The organism is Dyella sp. 01N36 (assembly GCF_056399745.1).
The window spans coordinates 44,032-61,678 of record NZ_JBFTRY010000001.1; the positions used below are offsets into that span (position 1 = coordinate 44,032).

General features: G+C 65.4%; 13 protein-coding genes. 4 read left to right on the top strand and 9 right to left on the bottom strand.

Annotated features, from left to right (window positions below):
- Positions 1-14: 14 nt before the first annotated feature.
- Both AC1DMG_RS00220 and AC1DMG_RS00225 read right to left on the bottom strand, forming a co-directional pair.
- Complete coding sequence (locus AC1DMG_RS00220; protein ID WP_477175525.1) at positions 15-1,316, bottom strand: Xaa-Pro dipeptidase; 1,302 nt, start codon at positions 1,314-1,316, stop codon at positions 15-17.
- Positions 1,313-2,383 (bottom strand): aromatic ring-hydroxylating oxygenase subunit alpha, encoded by a 1,071-nt coding sequence (locus tag AC1DMG_RS00225; RefSeq protein WP_477175524.1) that lies wholly within the window; start codon positions 2,381-2,383, stop codon positions 1,313-1,315. The genes AC1DMG_RS00220 and AC1DMG_RS00225 overlap by 4 nt, the downstream gene beginning before the upstream one ends.
- 58 nt (positions 2,384-2,441) lie before the next feature.
- Between AC1DMG_RS00225 and AC1DMG_RS00230 the strand changes: the two genes are divergently transcribed.
- Entirely contained in the window at positions 2,442-3,599 is a 1,158-nt protein-coding gene (locus AC1DMG_RS00230; protein ID WP_477175523.1) for a DmpA family aminopeptidase, read from the top strand.
- An 11-nt stretch (positions 3,600-3,610) separates the two neighbouring features.
- Here AC1DMG_RS00230 and AC1DMG_RS00235 read toward each other — a convergent pair whose 3' ends face one another.
- From AC1DMG_RS00235 to AC1DMG_RS00265, 7 genes are read right to left on the bottom strand one after another with little or no spacing between them, the layout of a single operon-like run.
- The gene (locus AC1DMG_RS00235) at positions 3,611-5,647 is read right to left on the bottom strand and encodes an alpha/beta hydrolase family protein (protein ID WP_477180054.1); all 2,037 of its coding nucleotides are present in this window, start codon (positions 5,645-5,647) and stop codon (positions 3,611-3,613) included.
- Positions 5,644-8,184 carry a CehA/McbA family metallohydrolase gene (locus AC1DMG_RS00240; RefSeq protein WP_477180055.1) on the bottom strand — a complete coding sequence of 847 codons (2,541 nt, stop codon included), beginning with the start codon at positions 8,182-8,184 and terminating at the stop codon, positions 5,644-5,646. The genes AC1DMG_RS00235 and AC1DMG_RS00240 overlap by 4 nt, the downstream gene beginning before the upstream one ends.
- A gap of 4 nt (positions 8,185-8,188) precedes the next feature.
- Positions 8,189-9,532: an acetyl ornithine aminotransferase family protein gene (locus AC1DMG_RS00245; protein WP_441602444.1), complete on the bottom strand. Its 1,344-nt coding sequence runs from the start codon at positions 9,530-9,532 to the stop codon at positions 8,189-8,191.
- A gap of 2 nt (positions 9,533-9,534) precedes the next feature.
- Positions 9,535-10,338, bottom strand: a complete 804-nt coding sequence (locus AC1DMG_RS00250; RefSeq protein WP_477175520.1) for a CoA-transferase subunit beta — start codon at positions 10,336-10,338, stop codon at positions 9,535-9,537.
- On the bottom strand, positions 10,335-11,180 hold the full coding sequence (locus AC1DMG_RS00255) for a CoA transferase subunit A (protein WP_441602165.1): 846 nt from the start codon (positions 11,178-11,180) through the stop codon (positions 10,335-10,337). The genes AC1DMG_RS00250 and AC1DMG_RS00255 overlap by 4 nt, the downstream gene beginning before the upstream one ends.
- Positions 11,181-11,184: 4 nt before the next feature.
- The gene (locus AC1DMG_RS00260; RefSeq protein WP_477175519.1) at positions 11,185-12,768 is read right to left on the bottom strand and encodes an aldehyde dehydrogenase family protein; all 1,584 of its coding nucleotides are present in this window, start codon (positions 12,766-12,768) and stop codon (positions 11,185-11,187) included.
- A gap of 11 nt (positions 12,769-12,779) precedes the next feature.
- A complete protein-coding gene (locus AC1DMG_RS00265) occupies positions 12,780-14,099 on the bottom strand; it encodes an aminotransferase family protein (RefSeq protein ID WP_477175518.1) in 1,320 nt (439 codons plus the stop codon).
- Positions 14,100-14,204: 105 nt separating this feature from the next.
- On the opposite strand from AC1DMG_RS00265, the gene AC1DMG_RS00270 reads away from it, so the two are divergent.
- The 3 genes from AC1DMG_RS00270 to AC1DMG_RS00280 are packed head-to-tail and all read left to right on the top strand — an operon-like array spanning position 14,205 to position 17,606.
- The gene (locus AC1DMG_RS00270; RefSeq protein ID WP_477175517.1) at positions 14,205-15,023 is read left to right on the top strand and encodes an IclR family transcriptional regulator domain-containing protein; all 819 of its coding nucleotides are present in this window, start codon (positions 14,205-14,207) and stop codon (positions 15,021-15,023) included.
- Positions 15,016-16,218, top strand: coding sequence for a 3-oxoadipyl-CoA thiolase (gene pcaF / locus AC1DMG_RS00275; RefSeq protein WP_477175516.1), 1,203 nt, complete (start codon positions 15,016-15,018; stop codon positions 16,216-16,218). The genes AC1DMG_RS00270 and pcaF overlap by 8 nt, the downstream gene beginning before the upstream one ends.
- Complete coding sequence (locus AC1DMG_RS00280) at positions 16,215-17,606, top strand: M20/M25/M40 family metallo-hydrolase (protein ID WP_477175515.1); 1,392 nt, start codon at positions 16,215-16,217, stop codon at positions 17,604-17,606. Before pcaF ends, AC1DMG_RS00280 begins: the two co-directional genes overlap by 4 nt.
- Positions 17,607-17,647 lie beyond the last annotated feature (41 nt).

A 17,647-nucleotide genomic window follows, 5' to 3' on the forward strand; every position in this document is an offset into this window, starting at 1 on the left:
CTGCACTCGTTGGGTTAGTCGAGGGAAACCGTCTCACCAGCCTTGATCACCCCTTGCACCTTGCGCAGGCATTCGACGTCCTGCAGCGGGTCGCATGCCACGGCGACCAGGTCGGCCGCCTTGCCGGGCGCAATCGAGCCGAGTTCCTTCTCCTTGCCCATCAGGCGTGCCGCGTCGATGGTGGCCGAGCGGATCGCCTGCAGAGGCGTCATTCCATACTTCACCATGTACGCGAATTGACGGGCGTTGTCACCGTGCGGATACACGCCGGCATCGGTGCCAAAAGCGATGTGCACACCGGCTTTTACTGCTTTGCGGAAACCTTCGCGCTGGGCATCGGTGGTTTCGATGTTTTTGCGCAAAGTCTGCTCGGACCAGCCCTCGCGGCGACCCACGCTGTCGATGTAGTCGCCGTTGTAGATGTCCGCCACCAGCCAGGTGCCGTGCTGCACCATCAGGGCGATGCCTTCGTCGTCGATCAGCGAGCCGTGTTCGATGGAGCGCACGCCGGCGCGGGTCGCCCGCTTGATGCCTTCGGCGCCATGCGCGTGCGCGGCGACGAACTTGCCACGCTTGGCCGCCTCCACGACGGCGACGTGGATCTCCTCTTCGGTGTATTCCGATACGCCTGGCTCGGTGTTGTCGGCGAGCACGGCGCCGGTGGCGATCACCTTGATGTGATCGACGCCATGGTCGAGCAGGAAGTCGACATGTTTGCGCACGTCTTCCACGCCCTTGGAGACGCCGACCCGGAATTCCGGCGGCACCACCGTGCCCGGCGGCAGCCCGGTGATTTCGCCGCCACCGCCGGGGATGGTGATGTACGCACCGGCAACGAACATGCGCGGACCCGGCACATAGCCGGCGTTGATGGCGTCGCGCAATGCGATATCGGCAAAGCCGCGGAATACGCCCACGTCGCGCACCGTGGTGAAGCCGGCGCGCAGCGTGTCGTGCGCATTCTTGGCGCCGATGAAGGCATCGCGCGCCGGGTTGCTCTTGAGCGCGGCGCCGTAGTCGGCTGTCTCCATCTCATCGGCCAGATGAGTGTGCATGTCCATCAGGCCGGGCACGACGGTATAGGCCGTCCAGTTCAATACCTTGGCGCCATTGCCGCTGCTGGCCGCCCACGGTTGCACGGACACGACGCGACCTTCAACGATGGTGACAGCCTGGTCACTGAGCAGCTTGCCGCTGTCCACGTCGAGCAGATGGCCGGCGTGTACGACGGTGCGTTGTACGCCTTGCGCATCAGCAACGGGCAGGGCACACGCCATCGCGATGGCACACAACAGGCCGGACAACTTCATCGTCATGCAGGTTCTCCAGCGCCGTGGGCATAGGCCGTGCGCAACAGGTTGTGGAAATGCCAGACGCCGCCTTCGCGCTTGGGGCACAGGCGGCCAGGTTGGTAGTAACCGGAGGCGAGGCCCTTCTGCACGGCCTCGCAGATATCGATGTCTTCCTGCTGCACTTCATCGCTGAACGTCTGGTCGGCCGCGATGCGTTTCTGCGCCGCCTCGTCCTGCGCGTAGTAATAGTCGAACTCCACGCGGCAGCGGCCCGGCCCCAGCGGCAGGATGCGGTTGGTCTGCAGGCGGCCAGGCATGATGTTCAACATCACGTTGGGATAAACGAAGTAGTAGAACGCCTGGCCATCGCCGTAGATCTCCGCGCTGTTGCGCAAGGGCGAGGATTGCAGCGAGTGCCACGGGAACAACTCGGTGTCGTAGGCGCGATAGTCCAGCACTCTGGACAGACCCGGATGCACATGGGGCAGGTGGTAGCCCTCCAGAAAGTTGTCGATATACACCTTCCAGTTGCAATCGAGGTCGTAGCTGTCGCGGCGCAGATAGCGCATCGCGGACAAGTCGATGGGGGCGATGCGTTCGGCGATGCCGCCGTAGACCTCGTCGAAGGCAGGCGTGTGTTCGTCCAACGCTACGAACACCAGCCCTTGCCACTCGTGCACGCGCAGCGGTGGCAGGCGGATATCTTCCACCTTGAAGTCACAGGCGTCCTGCATTTCCGGGGCGCTGCGCAGCTGGCCTTCGAGGGTGTAAGTCCAACCGTGGTACTTGCAGTGCAGCGAACGCGCGCCCTTGCCATTGCACAGCGCAAGCGGGCCGGCGCGGTGGCGGCAGACATTGGGGAAGGCGCGCAACACCTTGTCCTGGCCGCGCACGATCAGCACAGGTACGCCGCCGATATGTTCCACCACATGGTCGCCCGGACCGGTCAGCTGTTCCTGATGGGCTACCAGCTGCCAGCTGCGTGCGAATACCGCACGCTGTTCCATCGTAAGCATGGGCTCGCCGAAGTAATACTTCGGGTCGAGTGCGCGGGCGAGAGTGAGATCGGTGATCTTCGTGTCAGCGTTCATGCGCGGTGGGTTTCCTGGGATAGACTGATCCAACAAACGGTCGAACTCTGGAGTGTCCATGCCCCGCTGTCGTCTTGCGTTTGTTCTGTGGGCCCTGTGCGGCGTGGCCTCGGCGGCCGAGCCCCGCGCCAGGGATCTTGGTATTCCCTTCGACGGCACGCCCGGTCCGCTCAACGCGATAACCGACGTGACTGGTGTGACGGTAGGTCAGGTGACCCTGATTGAGGATCTCCCCAACGGGCACAAGGTGCGCACGGGCGTCACGGCGATTCTTCCCCGCGGACACGACAGCTTCGACATCCCCACCTTCGGCGCGTCGTTCGCGCTCAACGGCAATGGCGAGATGACCGGCACGACCTGGCTGGAGGAGTCGGGCGAGCTGGAAGGCCCCGTCATGCTGACCAATACCCACAGCGTCGGCGTGGTACGCGATGCGGTGATCGCCGAGCGCGTGCGTGCGGGTGGCGCGGATGCATCGGGCTACTGGTGGTCGCTGCCGGTGGTGGCCGAAACCTGGGATGGCGACCTCAACGACATCAACGGCTTTCACGTCCGTCCCGAGCACGCAGCGCAGGCTCTGCGTGACGCCAAGAGCGGGCCCGTGGCCGAAGGTAATGTCGGTGGCGGCACCGGCATGATCTGCCACGAATTCAAATGCGGTATCGGCACCGCCTCGCGGCGCGTGCATATCGGCGAGCGCGACTACACCATTGGCGTGCTGGTACAGGCCAATTACGGACTGCGCGACAGCTTGCGCATCGCCGGCGCGCCGGTGGGCAAGTATCTTCGCGACGACCGCGTGCGCAGCGGGGCCCATACCGCCGCCGCGGACACCGGCTCGATCATCATCGTGGTAGCCACCGATGCACCGCTGCTGCCCCAGCAGCTCAAACGCATCGCCAAGCGCGCCGGCATGGGGTTGGCGCGCATGGGCAGCTATGCCGGCAATGGCTCGGGCGACATCTTCTTGGCCTTCTCCACCGCCAATGCCCAGGCGCTGCACGATGCACCGCTGCAGCAGGCGAGCTTCATCGGCAACGACCATGTGGACCCGTTGTTCGAGGCCACGGCGCAGGCGGCGGAGGAGAGCATCGTCAATGCGATGATCGCCGCGCGCGACATGCAGGGTGATGGCGGGCACTACGCCAAGGCCATCCCGCATGCGGAGCTGATCAAGCTGCTCAAGCGCTTCGGGCGATACGAGCCGTCGCATTGACGTTGTACTGATCACGGATTCGCGCCCGCCGACTTGAGGAAGCGGTCGTACCAGGCCAGGTTGCGTTCCAGGCGGTCGCGCAGGTAACTTGGTACGGTCAGCCCATGATGCTGGCCGGGATACATCACCAGTTCGGTGGGAACACCTAGCGAGCGCAGCGCCTGGTACATCTGCTCGGCGCCGATACAGGGCACGTTGAAGTCGCGCTCGCCGCACTGGAACATCGTTGGCGTCTTGATCCGGTCCGCGTGGAGGAACGGGTAGCTCGCACGGTCGTAGGCGTCGCGATTGGYCCAGGGCGTGCCGAGCTCGAGTTCGTACTCGCGTGCGTACTCATCGTCGCCATACATGCCATACATGTTGCCCGAGCCTGCGCCGGCGATGGCGGCCTTGAAGCGCGTATCGCGGGTGATGACTTCGTCGGTGAGAATCGCGCCGTAACTCCAGCCGCCGATACCCAGGCGGGCGGGATCGGCAACCCCCAGCGCTACGGCGCGATCGACGCCGGCCAGCACATCCTGGGTGTCCTTGTTGCCCCAGTCGGCGTAGATCGCCTTGGCGAATTCAAAGCCGCGGCCCGAGCTGCCGCGCGGATTCACGGCGAGCACCGCGTAGCCATGTGCCGCGTAAACCTGCCAGTCGGGCATGAACTCGTGACTGAACTGGTACACCGGGCCGCCATGGACGCGCACGATGGTCGGATAGCGTCGACCCGGCACATACCCCAGGGGTTTGGTCAGCAGCGCATCCAGAGGAGTGCCATCAGCGCTTTGCAGGTGCAGCGTTTCGGTGGTTGCCAGGTGTTTGCCATCCAGCCACGCGTTGTGATCGTCCAGCAGGCGCAAGTGGTCCTGCTCGACTGCCGACAGTTGCGGGGGGTGCAGGCTATCGCCGCCCAAGACGACTACGCGGCCGTTGTCCGATACGTCCAGGTCGGTATCGAAACGATCCCCGTGGGTCAGTTCGGCGATTTTTCCACTCGACAGATCGACGCGGGACAAGTGGGTGACCTGCGCCTGCTCAATCAAGACATAGACGCTGCGTCCGTCGGGCGACCAGCGCGGCTTGGTAAAGCAGCGATCGATCGGAGCCGGCAGCGTGGCCTTGCCGGTGGCGACATCAATAATCGCCAACTGCCAGGGGGCGTAATAGATCCACTTGTCTTCGCCGCTTTGCAGATAGGCGATACGCGTGCTGTCGGGACTCCACGTCGGGCGCGTTTCCCAGTAAGGGTCGAGATCGGCGCCGGAAAACGTGGTGAGCTGTCTTTCTTTGGCGCCGGCACGCGGAGCGATCACATAGATGTCGTAGTTGAGGTGGCGATCGGGATCGGCGCCGCGCCTGGTGACATAAGCGATCAGTTTGCCGTCGGGCGACCAGGCGGGCAGCTGTTCGTCATGTTTTCCGGAGGTGAGCGCGGTGGCGGTCCCGCTGGCGAGATCCACCAGGTAGAGATGCTTGTGGCGGTTGCCCAGCCAGCCGGTGTCATCGTCCTTGAACTGGAAGCGGTCGGTGGCAATGGGCAGCGGGTGCCTGGGTTTCTTGCTGCCCGGCGGATATTCGGGATCGAAGGCGATGGCCGCGAGTTGTTTGCCATCGGGCGAAAGCACGAAGTCCTCGACGCCGCTCGGCAGGTTGGTGACCCGATGCGCTTCGCCACCATCGGCCGGCATCACCCAGACCTGGGTCTTGGTGTCGTCGTCGCTGGCTTCGCCATCGAGCTTGCGGTCGGCAAGGAAGGCGATCAACTTTCCATCGGCGGACCACTGCGGACGACTCTCGCTGCTGTCCGGCGTGTGCGTGAGTTGCACGCGACCGGTGCCGTCATAGCGCACGCGCCACAGGTCCGATTGCGGTTCATCGCGTTCCAAGTTGGCCGTGCTCACGGTGTAGACGATCGACTCGCCGTCGCGCGACAAGGCCGGCTCACTGACATCGGCGATGCGATTGATGTCGGCAGCGTTGAATCGCGTGTCGTCGGCTTGGGCCGCGCCGGGGCAGCACAGCAACGCCCACACGACCAACGGCAGGCACAGAGTTCGCTTCATCGGGTGCCTCGTGTGGATTCGGTGGTCGCGGGGTTGCCGGCCATGGCGCGATACGCTTCGCGTGCCTGGTTGAGGTAGTCGAGCGTTGCCCGCTTTTCTTCAGCGGTGTTGTAGTCGTCGCGAGCGGACGCCGCTTCGATGGTTCGCGTCAGCCAATGGGCAAACCATGCGGCGTCACCGGGTGCACTTGGCGCACGCACGTGATCGCCAAGCCAGACTGGATTGGTAGTGGCGTAGGGGTAGATATCCAGCACCTGCGGATCGCCGCCTTCGTTCCAGGCGCGCAGCAGCAGCCAGCCGCCGTCCAGCTCGATCTCGCCTTCTGCGTCGAACGCATGATGGTCGCCGCCGAGCGCGAAGCTTTTCACCACTTTGCCGTTATGCACCAGCTCCAGGTGTTCCACCGCCACCGGCGAGCGCAGGGCGACGCGATAGTGATGTTTGCCTGGTGCAACCGCGTCACCGGGCCTGGCGTCGTCCAGCAGCAGGCCGAGCAGCGGCCCATTGCTGGCGAACCCGTGACCGGCCCTCAAGGCCGCCATGGCGGACGCTGCATCGCGTTTGCCGGCGGTGTTGAGAAACACGCGATTGAGACCCACCGGCCCGCGCAGCGAGGCATAGTTGGCCATCGCATCGGTGCCCGAGCCGGTAGGCAGGTGGAAGCCAAGATTGAGCAGGCGATACCAGACCTGGGCGGTCGCCTTGTGGTCGGAGAAGCCGATCACTTCCATGTAATCCACCTTGCCGTTGATCACGTCTGCCGGCAGTTCGTTGCTCAACACAGCGTCATGCGCTGGATCGGGCAAGGTGTCGAATGGATGCACGTAACCGACCAGGCCGCCCTGCGCATGCGCCAGGTCGGCAATCACGCCGTTGTGCGGATACGGGCTTGCCATCGCCGTATGCCGATAGGCGGAAAAATCCGGCGTGATGTAGTGGTCGCCGAGGTTGAGCAGGCCCAGGTGGCCCCAGAAGCTGGTGTGATATTCCTGGCCGTGCAGTACCAGGCTGTGCGGCAGGCTGGCCGGATCGGCATCGGTGCGGAAGTAGGCGATATCGGGAATGCGCTCTTCCTTGTTGACCACCAGGTCATAGGCGATATCGAGATCTTCGGCACGCGCCTGGCGCGCAAGGTTCGCTGGCGTATTGCGATAGTGGCCGCCGTAATTCATATGGATATGCAGGTCGGCGCTGATCCAGTTGCCGAACGCCGCGGGCAACGCTTGCGGAACGAGCGTGGCGCGCACGGACAGATCGGGGCCTGCCGAAACCTTTATCGTCTTGCGCCAGGGCGCATAGGCAAAACCGTGCTGCACCCAGATCTTCACGGCGCCGACAGGCACGTCCAGCGCAYACGGCGGCGCGCAGTGGAAGTAATGGGTTTCGGCCGATTGCAGGGTTCGGTCGAAGCCGTCGTCGGCATGCATCCAGGCATCGTCCGGTGCGTAGGCCCGGCCGTCCTGGCCGAGCACGGCGACGCGCGCGGGTGTGCGCTCGCCGTGCTCGTCGACGATGTCGAGCACCAGGCGAATGCGTGGCGTCTTGTATTGACGATGGGCTGGCGTCACCGTGGTCGTGGCGCCGCCGAGTACTGTGACGACGCGCAGGGCGGTGTTGCCGGTTTGGTTGTCAACGTAAACGATGCGCTTGCCGTCGGGTGACCAGCGCRCATTGCGGCGGTCGAAATCACCGAAGGTCAGCGGGAGCGGCGCAGCGCCGGTGCTTGTGGTCAGCCACAGCTGCTGCCACTGCCGACCGTGGTAGCTGGTGTAGAGCAGGCGCTTGCCGTCGGGATTGAGCTCGGGCCGCGCGTTCCAGCTGGTCTCTTCGCTGAGCAGCTTGCTGCGTTTGCCTGGATCGGCCACCGGCACCGACCACACATCGCCCGTGCCCCAGGCGATCTCCGGATTGCTGACGTAGTAAATCGTCTTGCCGTCCGGCGACCAGGAGGGATTGATGGCGTGGTCGAAGGCCGAGTAGTAGTAACGGTCCAGCGCCGTCTTGCGCTCACCCGGCAGGGCGCGCGCATGGTGCAGGCCGTTCGCATCGATGTCGGCCATGAACAGGTTGAAATGCCCGGTTCCCTGCGTCGACACCCAGGCGATTTGGCGGCCGTCCGGCGACAGGCGCGGCTCGACATTCACCGCGCCGCCTGAGGTCAACGCCTGCTCGCGTCCCGTCGTCAGGTCGAGCCGCCACAGTTCGATGGCGTTGCCGTCGTAGCGGGCGAACACCACGCTGCGGCCATCGCGAGCGACGTCCGGTTGATTGTCGTAGGCGCGCGGGGCGTGGGTCAGCTCGGTCGCCGCATCGCCGTCGATGCGCTGCCGCCAAAGCGAGCCGCCCATGCTGTAGATCAGCGCGTCTCCGTCAGGCATGAAGCTGGCGAAGTCCGGCCCCGTGGTGAGCTGCGGCAGGTACAGCTCGCGCCAGTAGTAGTTGTGCGGCAGGTCGACCTGCTTGAGCACGCTCTCGCGCGCCGCCTGCGCCGAACCAGCGCAGGCGAACAGGGCGAACGCGATGGCCGGGCGACGCATCCGGTCAGTGTCCCGCCAGTGCCTGATCGAGACTGGCGCGCAGCAAGACCATGGCCTCATCGATCTCGCTGGTGCTCACGCTCAGCGGCGGCATGAAACGCACCGTGCTGGTGCCGCAGGAGAGCAGCAGCAATCCGTTGTGGAAAGCGCGGGTGACCACGGCGTCGCACAAGGCGCGGGCCGGCGTGCGCTCGGCATCGGCTTCCACCAGTTCCATGCCGATCATCAAGCCCTTGCCGCGCAGTTCGCCGATGCAGGGATAGTCGCGCGCCAGCTCATGCAGGCGTGCCATGAAATGCGCGCCGGTCGCCGCCGCGTTGTCGGCCAGGCCTTCGGAGACCAGGTCGAGCGTGGCATTGGCTGCGGCGCAGGCGAGCGGATTGCCGCCATAGGTGTTGCCGTGCGCGCCGCGCTTCCACTGCGACATGAGCGATTTCTTCGCGACCACCGCGCCGATCGGCAGGCCCGAGCCCAGGCCCTTGGCCAGCGTCATGATGTCCGGCACCACGCCGGTGTGCTCGCAGGCAAACATCTTGCCTGTGCGGCCCACGCCCGATTGCACTTCGTCGAAGATCAGCAGGATGCCGTGCTCGTCGCAGAGCTCGCGCAGGCCGGCCAGGAAGCCCTCGGGCGGCACGATATAGCCGCCTTCGCCCTGGATCGGCTCGACCAGGAACGCGGCGACTTCGGAAGCCGGCACGCTGCGCTCGAACAGCATGCGGATGTAGTCGAGCACAGCCTTGCCCTGATCGGCGCCGGCAAACAGCGGGCGATAGGGATTGGGATACGGCACATGGGTCACGCCCGGCATCGTCGGCGCAAAGCCCAGCTGCTGCGTGTACTTGCTCGAGGTGAACGAGAGCGAGCCCATGGTGCGGCCATGGAAACCGCCAAGGAACCCGATATAGCGCGGCCGGCGGGTCACGTAGCGCGCCAGTTTCAGCGCGCCTTCCACCGCTTCGGTACCGGACTGGCAGAGGAAGCTCATCGCCGCTTCGCCAGCCAGTGTCTGCATCGGCGCCACGCGTGCAAGGCGCTCGCCCAGGCCGAGCATCTGCGCATGCCAGTAGTCGCTGGAAATGTGCAGGAACTGATCCGCGGCCTTCTTCACTGCATCGACCACGCGCGGATGGGCGTGACCGGTGGCGCACACCGCAATGCCTGCGGCGAAATCGAGGAAGCGGTTGCCGTCGACGTCCCACACTTCGGTGCCGCGGCCGTGCGACATCGCGAACGGGTAATCGCGCGGATACGAGGGCGAGATCACCTCGGCATCGCGGGCGATCATCGCGGTGGCCTTGGGGCCGGGCAGGGCAGTCTTGATGTGGGCCGGATTGGGCACGGTCATGGTCACGGCAATCCTTCAGCGGGCAGCGGAATATGGACAGGGCGCGCGTGCGCCTCGAGGGTGCGTGCGTTGAGTGCGCGCAAGGTGTTGAGTTCGTGTGCGCTGGGAGCGGCAATCGTGTCCAGCTGTTCGGCGATCCGCAGCGGCCAGCCGATCGCGGCGCGCGCTTCGTCGACGCTCGTGCCGGCGTACAGCGCCACCAGCTGCAGTTCTTCGGACTCGGGGTGCGGCGCGAGCATGCCGATGTCGGTAATCACTGCACGCGGGCCGCCGCCCATCGCTCCTGCGCGTGCCCGCGCGCCATGGCCGTCGAGATAGCCGGCGCTGGTGCGAAAGTCGAGCTGCTCGACGAAGCTGCGCGTGGAGGCCTTTGCCATCACGAACACCTGCTTGGCGTGCAGCGCGATTTCAGGCGCGCCGCCGGCGCCGGGCAGGCGCGTTGTCGGTGCGTCATACGGGCCGATCACGGTGCTGTTGAGGTTGCCGTGGCGATCGATCTGCGCGGCGCCAAGAAACCCTACGTCGACGCGTCCCGCCTGCAGGTAGTAGCTGAAGACTTCGGGGAGCGAGATCACGCAAGCGGCGGTTTCGGCCAATTCGCCGTCACCGATCGACAGGGGCAGCACATCGGGCCGGGTGCCGATGGTGCCCGACTCGTAGATCAGCACGATCCCGGGTGCATGCGTCAGTCGCGCCAGGTTGCAGGCTGCGCTGGGCAGTCCGATGCCAACGAAACAAACGGCGTGGTTGGTCAGCAGGCGCGATGCGGCGATGGTCATCCACTCGTCGCGGGTGCAATCACTCATGATGCCGCCTGCTGCAAACCGGCGAGGAACGACCGATGATCATGGGCGCCGATCACGTTGACGTTCATCCAGGACCTGAAACTGTCGCGTTCACGCGCAATCGCGTCCCAGCGCTGATAGAACGCGTTGTCTCGCGTGTAGTGGCCTTGCGCATACGACGGATACGCGCCACCGGGGCAGTGCACCACCGCGCTGACGATCCAGTGCGGAAGCACGATCGCATTCATCGCCGGCGGCAGTTCCTCGACGATTTCCTCGACGGTGACGATCAGCGTCTGCGCTGCCAGCGCAGCTTCTCGCGCGGCGCCGACGATGCCTTCGATGGCGACATTGCCTTCGCGGTCCGCGCGCTGCGCGTGCAGGATGGTCACGTCGGGATTGATGGCGGGAACGGCGGCCAGCGACTCGCCGGTGAACGGACAGGTGACGTGGCGGATATTCGGATTGCGCGCGGGCAGGTCGGTGCCGACATAGCCGCGCAGCACGCCGAACGGCAGCCGCGAGGCGCCGGCGCAGAACGCCGTGGCCATGCCCGCATGGCTGTGTTCGTCCAGTTCAAGCGCATTGGGCCACTGGTGTTCCACGGCGTCGCGCAGGCGATGCAGCGAACCCACGCCCGGATTGCCTCCCCAGGAAAAGGTGAGCTTGCGCGCGCAGCCCATGCCGATCATCTGGTCGTAGACCAGGTCGGGCGTCATGCGGATCAGGTGCAGATCGCGCCGGCGCTGGCGGATGATCTCGTGGCCCGCCGCAAACGGGATCAGATGAGTAAAGCCTTCGAGCGCGATGCTGGCGCCGTCGGCGACACAGTTCTCGATCGCATCGGCAAGCGAGAGATGCATGGTCTTACTCCACCACCGTGCGCGATTGCTCGCGCAGGTATTGCGCGAGGTAATAGAACGAGGCGATCGCCTTGCCGGTGGAACCCGAGCCCTTCCACCCGCCAAACGGTTGGTAGCCCGGCCACGCGCCGGTGGTGGCGCCCTGCGGGCGATTGGCATACGTCACGCCCGCTTCGATGTGGTCGTGGAACCATGGCACTTCATCCTCGCTGCCGAAGAAGCCTGCGGTAAGGCCCATGGGCGAGTCGTTGGCCAGGCGCATGGCCTCCTCGCGGTCCTGATAACGGTGCAGCATCAGGATGGGTACGAACATCTCCTGCTGCCACAGCGGATGGGACAGCGGCGCCTCGGCGAGCAGGGGTTCGACGTAGTAACCCTGGGCCAGCGCCGGCTCGGCGGCATGACCTTCGCCCAGCTGCGCGCCGCCACTGATCAGGCGGGCGCCACCGCTGCGCAGCGCGTCGGCGTATTGGCGGTAGTTCGCATAGGCCGCCGCATTGACGACCGGTCCCAGCCAGTGCTCGCGCCGGCGCGGATCGCCGACGCGGATTGCGTCAATCTGCGCCCGCATGCGTTCGATCAGGGCATCGGCAACTTGCTCATGAACGTACAGCCGCGACAACGCCGAACACTTCTGGCCGCCCATGCCAAAGGCCGAGCGCACGATGCCGGAAGCGGCACGATCCAGGTCGGCATGCTCGGTAACGATGCACGGGTTCTTGCCGCCCATCTCGGCGATGCAAGGGCGCGGATAGTCGCCGCCCGTCATCTGCTGCATCAGCTGCCGGCCCACGGGTACCGAACCGGTGAAGGTGATGCCCGCCGTATGCGGATGGCGCACCAGCGCCTCGCCCACTTCGCGCCCTGCACCGGAGAGATAGTTGAAGACACCGGGCGGCAGCCCCGCGTCGCGAATGCAGTCGGCCAGCAGGCGTCCGGCCCATGGCGTATCACTGGCGCCCTTGAGCACCACCGTGTTGCCGGTCACCAGTGCAGCGGCCGCGGGGCCACCTGCCAGGGCGAGCGGAAAATTGAACGGCGCAATCACCACCCATACGCCGTACGGCCGCATCACACTGGCGTTGTGCGACGCCACGCCATCCATCGGATCATCGGGCAGCACATTCGTGTAACCGGCATGGCTTTCGAAATCGTCGGCGTAGTGACGGAAGAAGTCGACCGTTTCCTGCGCCTCGCCCAGCGCCTCCATGCGGTTCTTGCCCACTTCGAGGGTAAGTGCGGCCGCGATGTCATAGACGCGCTCCTCCATGATCTCGCCCACGCGGCGGATCAGCCTCGCGCGCTCGGCCACGGGCGTGGCGCGCCACGCCGGGTACGCAGCGCGTGCTGCAGACATGGCGGCATGAGCATCGGAGGCGTCGGCCAGGGCGAAGGAGCCCAGTCGCAGCGTGTGATCGAACGGCGCGTGGCGTTCCACATAGTGGGCGGCGTCGCAGTCGGCGCCGTCGATGAACAGTGGGTGGCGCGCACCGGCCTTCGCCTCGACGCGTGTCATGGCTGCCTCGAAGCGCTCGTGCATCGCCTCCGGCGGGTTGTACATGGTCGCGTAGGTGAGGCGGAAGCTCATGGGTGTTTCCTCTAGAGTGCCGAAGGAAAAAAGCGCGTCAGCAGCCGATCGAGCAGGGCCAGTGCATCAGCCAGGTCCTGCTCGGCGATCACCAGGGGCGGCGCCAGCAGGATCAGGTTGCCGCGGCAGGCGAACGACGCGCCCTCGCTCATCGCTGCATCGACCAGCGCATGGAGTGCATCCGGTGTTTTCGGCCAGGGCGACAACGGTTCGCGGGTCGCCCGGTCAGCCACCAGCTCGATCACCGCGAACAGGCCGTGGCCGCCACGCACATCGCCGATGACGGCGTGGCGCGATTGCATGGCCTGCAGCTCGTTGAACATGCGCAGGCCCAGCGTGCGCGAGCGTTCGATCAGGTTCTCCTGCTCGTAGGCGCGCAAGGCCGCAAGGCCTGCCGCGCACGACAGCGGGTGACCGCAATAGGTCAGCCCGGTATAGAGCATCTGATGTTCGAGGCGCGCTGCCATTTCTGCCGACAGCACCACGGCGCCCAGCGGCAAGTGCGCGCCGGTCAGGCCCTTGGCCAGGGTCATCAGGTCCGGCTTGCCCTCATCGCCGTAGCGCTGCCAGGCAAACCATTCGCCGCAGCGGCCAAAGCCGCTCATGACTTCATCGGCGATCAAGGCCACCTGGCGCGCCTGGGTCGCCGCGCGTAAGCCGGGCCAGTAATTGTCGGGAGCGACGATGCCATTGGTGCCCGCGTTGGGCTCCATCATCACGGCGGCTACATTCGTTGCATCGAGATCGTCGATGGCTGCCGCCACAGCTTGCACGGCCAGCTCACCGCAGGTCGGCGCATCGTAGCTGCCGAATGCGCCGTGATAGGCATATGGCGGCGGCACATGCAGCACACCGAAGGAGGCGGGATCAACCTGGGCCCGCGTGCGTGCATCGCCGGACAACGCCATGCAGGCATAGCTGGCGCCGTGATAGGAGCGATCGCGCGTCACGATCACGCCGTACGATTTGCCGCTTGCCTGGCGCGCGAATTTCACCGCGTTCTCGTTGGCGTCCGCGCCGGCCAGGGTGAAGAACACGCGGCCGCCTTCGAAGCCGGCCTTTTCCACGATCGCCTCAGCCAGTTCTGCACGCGGCTGCGCGCCCCAGGCCGAAGTGACGAAGCACAGCTGCTCGGCTTGTCGACGGATCGCCTCGACGACGGCGGGATGTTGATGGCCCAGGTTGCTGCACTCGGCCAGGCTGCTCATGTCGAGAATGCGGCGGCCGTCGGCCAGCACCAGGTGCGCGCCGCTGCCGCCAACCACGGTCGGCGCCTGCCATTGTGACTGCACGCACCAGCTGTGCAGGACGCTGTCGTGTTCGCTTGCCAAGCCTCTCCCCCCGGATATCGCTTGTTCGATTACCGAACGTAAATTCGTATTGCGAACTCATTGGAATCCTTCTACGCTCGACCTGTCAATGGACACTTGCGACCTATGGCATCGGAACCGTTCGAGGACAGTGCTGACTACGTGCAATCGCTGGCCCGCGGCCTGCAAGTGCTGCGCGCCTTCAGTCACGACATGGCCAGTCCCAGTCTTTCCCAGGTGGCCGAACGCGCCGGTTTGTCGCGCGCAGTAGCGCGCCGCCTGCTGTTGACGCTGCAGCATCTGGGCTATGTGGGCAGTCGTGGCCGCAGCTTCTTTTTGTTGCCCCGTGTGCTGGAGCTGGGCTACAGCTACCTGTCATCGCTGGACCTGACCGAGCTGGCGCAAGAAACGCTGGCCTTGCTGTCGGAGCGGGTAGGCGAATCCTGTTCGCTGGCCGTGCTCGATGGCAGCGACATCGTCTATGTGCTGCGTGTGCCGGTGCGGCGCGTGATGAGCGTCGCGCTGGGTGTCGGCGCGCGCTTGCCGGCTTACGCCACCTCGCTGGGGCGTGTCGTACTGGCCGACCTGCCAGACGCCGAGCTGACGGTCTGGATGCGCGAGCAGAAGTTCCAGGCGATCACGCCCTATACCTTGCACACCATGACGGCGCTCAAGGCCGAGATAAAGCGCGTACGCGAACAGGGTTATTCGATCGTGGCACGCGAGCTGGAGCTGGGCCTGTGTTCGATCGCCGTGCCAATTCACGCTGCCGACGGCCGCGTGGTGGCCGCGCTGAACGTGGGCATGCCCTATAGCGACAACACGCCCGCGCGTGCGGTGAAAATGATCCTGCCCGCCTTGCAGGATGCCCAGCGCTCGGTCGAATACGCCATCCAGCGCGGCAACTGGCAACCGCATATGGCCTTGACGAGGGCCTATGCATAGCGCTTTTCTGGTCGACGCGACCCGCACGCCGTTTGGACGGCATGGCGGCGCGTTGTCCAGCGTGCGTGCCGACGACCTGGCGGCCTTGCCCATCGCGGCCTTGATGGCGCGTCACGCCAGACTGGATTGGGCGGCAGTGGACGAAGTGATCCTGGGCTGCGCCAATCAATCGGGCGAGGACAACCGCAACGTCGCGCGCATGGCCTCGCTGTTGAGCGGACTGCCCGCAAGCGTGCCCGCCGTCACGGTGAACCGCCTGTGTGCATCGGGACTGGAAGCGATCGGCCAGGCTGCAAGGGCGATTGCCGGCGGTGAGGCCGAGCTTGTCATCGCCGGTGGCGTGGAAAGCATGTCGCGCGCGCCCTACGTGATGGCCAAGGCCCAGGGCGCATTGGCCCGCGACCAGCAACTCGAAGACACCACGCTGGGCTGGCGTCTGGTCAATCCACGCATGCGGGAAAGCTACGGCGTCGATTCCATGACGCAGACGGCGGAGAACCTCGCGCGCGAACATGGTATCGATCGCGCCGACCAGGATGCCTACGCGTGGCGCAGCCAGCAGCGCGCGGAACAGGCGCGGCAGCAGGGTTGGCTCGCCGAAGAAATCACCGCGGTCGAAACGGCATCCGGCAAGCAGGCCGTCACCGTCGATGCCGACGAGCAACCGCGCCCCGGCTCGACCTGCGAACAGCTGGCCGCGCTCAAGCCCTTGCTTGGCACGGGCACCAGCATCACGGCCGGCAATGCTTCCGGTCTCAACGATGGCGCCGCGGCCGTTCTGCTCGCCTCCGAACAAGCCGTGCGCAAGTACGGCCTCGATCCGCTCGCGCGCATCACCGGCATGGCGTCGGCCGGCGTGGAGCCGCGCGTGATGGGCATGGGTCCGGTGCCGGCGATCAACAAGCTGCTTGCGCGTTCCGGCCTGGCCTTGTCCGACTTCGATCGCATCGAGATCAATGAAGCGTTCGCGGCGCAGGTGCTGGCATGTGCGCGTGCACTCGGCCTGCCTGACGATGCGGCACAGCTCAATGCGAACGGCGGCGCCATCTCGCTGGGCCATCCGCTAGGAGCCAGCGGTGCGCGCCTGGCGATGAGCGCTGCGCTTGCCTTGCGTCGCCACGGCCAGCGCCGTGCACTGGTCAGTCTTTGCGTGGGCGTGGGCCAGGGCTTGGCCCTCGCGATGGAGCGGGCATGAATCGTGTTTTGACCAGCATACTGTTCGCAGCACTCAGCTTGCCTGCAATGGGCAGGGCGGGCGATATCGCAGTCGACGCGCAGAACGCTTTGGGCCGAGAGCTGCTCAACGAGCTGATCACTACCGACACCACCTCCGAGCACGGCAGCACCACGGTGGCGGCAGATCGCCTGGCCAAGCGCTTCATCGCCGCGGGATTTGCACCGGCGGATGTGCAGGTAGTGGGTGACGATCCCAAGCGACGCAATCTGGTGGTGCGCCTGCATGGCCGCGGCGAGCGCGAGCCGGTCCTGCTGCTCGCCCATCTCGACGTGGTCGAAGCACGACGCGAAGACTGGCACGTCGACCCTTTCGCACTGACCGAGCGCGACGGTTATTTCTACGGTCGCGGGACGATGGACATCAAAGGCGGCGGGGCAGGGTTGGTCACCGCCTTGCTGCGCCTGCACCGCGAAGGCTACAAGCCCAAGGGCGACTACATCCTCGCGCTGACCGCTGGCGAAGAGGATGGCGTATCCAATGGCGTGCAGTGGCTGCTGGCCCATCGGCCGGAGCTGATCCGTTCGGCCTATTCGATCAATGTCGATGGCGCAGGCCCGGAGATCCGCGGCGGCAAGCCAGCGGTGCTTTCGGTCGAGACGGCCGAGAAGGTCTTCCTCAGCTACACGCTTACCGTACGCAATCCCGGTGGCCATAGCTCGCTGCCGACCTCCGACAATGCGATCTATCGGCTCGCCAAAGGGCTGGACCGCCTTTCGTCGCTGCAGTTTCCGTTGCGCACCAACTCCGCCACGCGTGGCTATTACAGCGAACTGGCGAGCTTCTACTCGGGCAAGACCGCCGCCGATATGCGGGCGGTCGGCAAGCAGCCCTCCGATCCGGCGGCGCTGATCCGGCTTGCGGCGTCCTCGCCTTATAACAACGCACAGCTACGCAGCACCTGCGTGCCCACCTTGCTGCAAGGCGGCCATGCGGAGAACGCGTTGCCGCAGATGGCCCGCGCCACCATCAACTGTCGCCTGCTGCCGGACGAGGATCCGGACCAGGTCGACGTCATGCTTAAAAATGCCGTGGCAGATAACGGCATCGACATCAGCCGCGTCGCAGCACCTCAGCCCAGTCCGCCCAGTCCGGTGGACGCGGCGTTGTTTGCGCAGATCGCAAGCGTGGCGAAATCGCTGTGGGGTACGGTGCCGGTGTCGCCGATGATGTCGGCCGGCGCTTCCGATAGTGTATTTCTGCGCGCAGCGGGCATGCCGTCGTATGTGTTCAACGGCTTGCCTTATGACGTGGACGATGACCGCTCGCACGGACAGGACGAACGCATTCTGGTCAATTCCTACACTCAGTCGTTAGAGTTCAACTATCGGTTGCTCAAGGACCTATGAGAAGCGTCTGCCGCCTTATGCCGACCGCCATCACCCTGTCC

Bases quoted from the DNA above. Each gene is read 5' to 3' on its own strand.
- AC1DMG_RS00220 (WP_477175525.1), bottom strand. From the start codon at position 1,316: ATGACGATGAAGTTGTCCGGCCTGTTGTGTGCCATCGCGATGGCGTGT.
- AC1DMG_RS00225 (WP_477175524.1), bottom strand. From the start codon at position 2,383: ATGAACGCTGACACGAAGATCACCGATCTCACTCTCGCCCGCGCACTC.
- AC1DMG_RS00230 (WP_477175523.1), top strand. From the start codon at position 2,442: ATGCCCCGCTGTCGTCTTGCGTTTGTTCTGTGGGCCCTGTGCGGCGTG.
- AC1DMG_RS00245 (WP_441602444.1), bottom strand. From the start codon at position 9,532: ATGACCGTGCCCAATCCGGCCCACATCAAGACTGCCCTGCCCGGCCCC.
- AC1DMG_RS00250 (WP_477175520.1), bottom strand. From the start codon at position 10,338: ATGAGTGATTGCACCCGCGACGAGTGGATGACCATCGCCGCATCGCGC.
- AC1DMG_RS00255 (WP_441602165.1), bottom strand. From the start codon at position 11,180: ATGCATCTCTCGCTTGCCGATGCGATCGAGAACTGTGTCGCCGACGGC.
- AC1DMG_RS00260 (WP_477175519.1), bottom strand. From the start codon at position 12,768: ATGAGCTTCCGCCTCACCTACGCGACCATGTACAACCCGCCGGAGGCG.
- AC1DMG_RS00270 (WP_477175517.1), top strand. From the start codon at position 14,205: ATGGCATCGGAACCGTTCGAGGACAGTGCTGACTACGTGCAATCGCTG.
- pcaF (WP_477175516.1), top strand. From the start codon at position 15,016: ATGCATAGCGCTTTTCTGGTCGACGCGACCCGCACGCCGTTTGGACGG.
- AC1DMG_RS00280 (WP_477175515.1), top strand. From the start codon at position 16,215: ATGAATCGTGTTTTGACCAGCATACTGTTCGCAGCACTCAGCTTGCCT.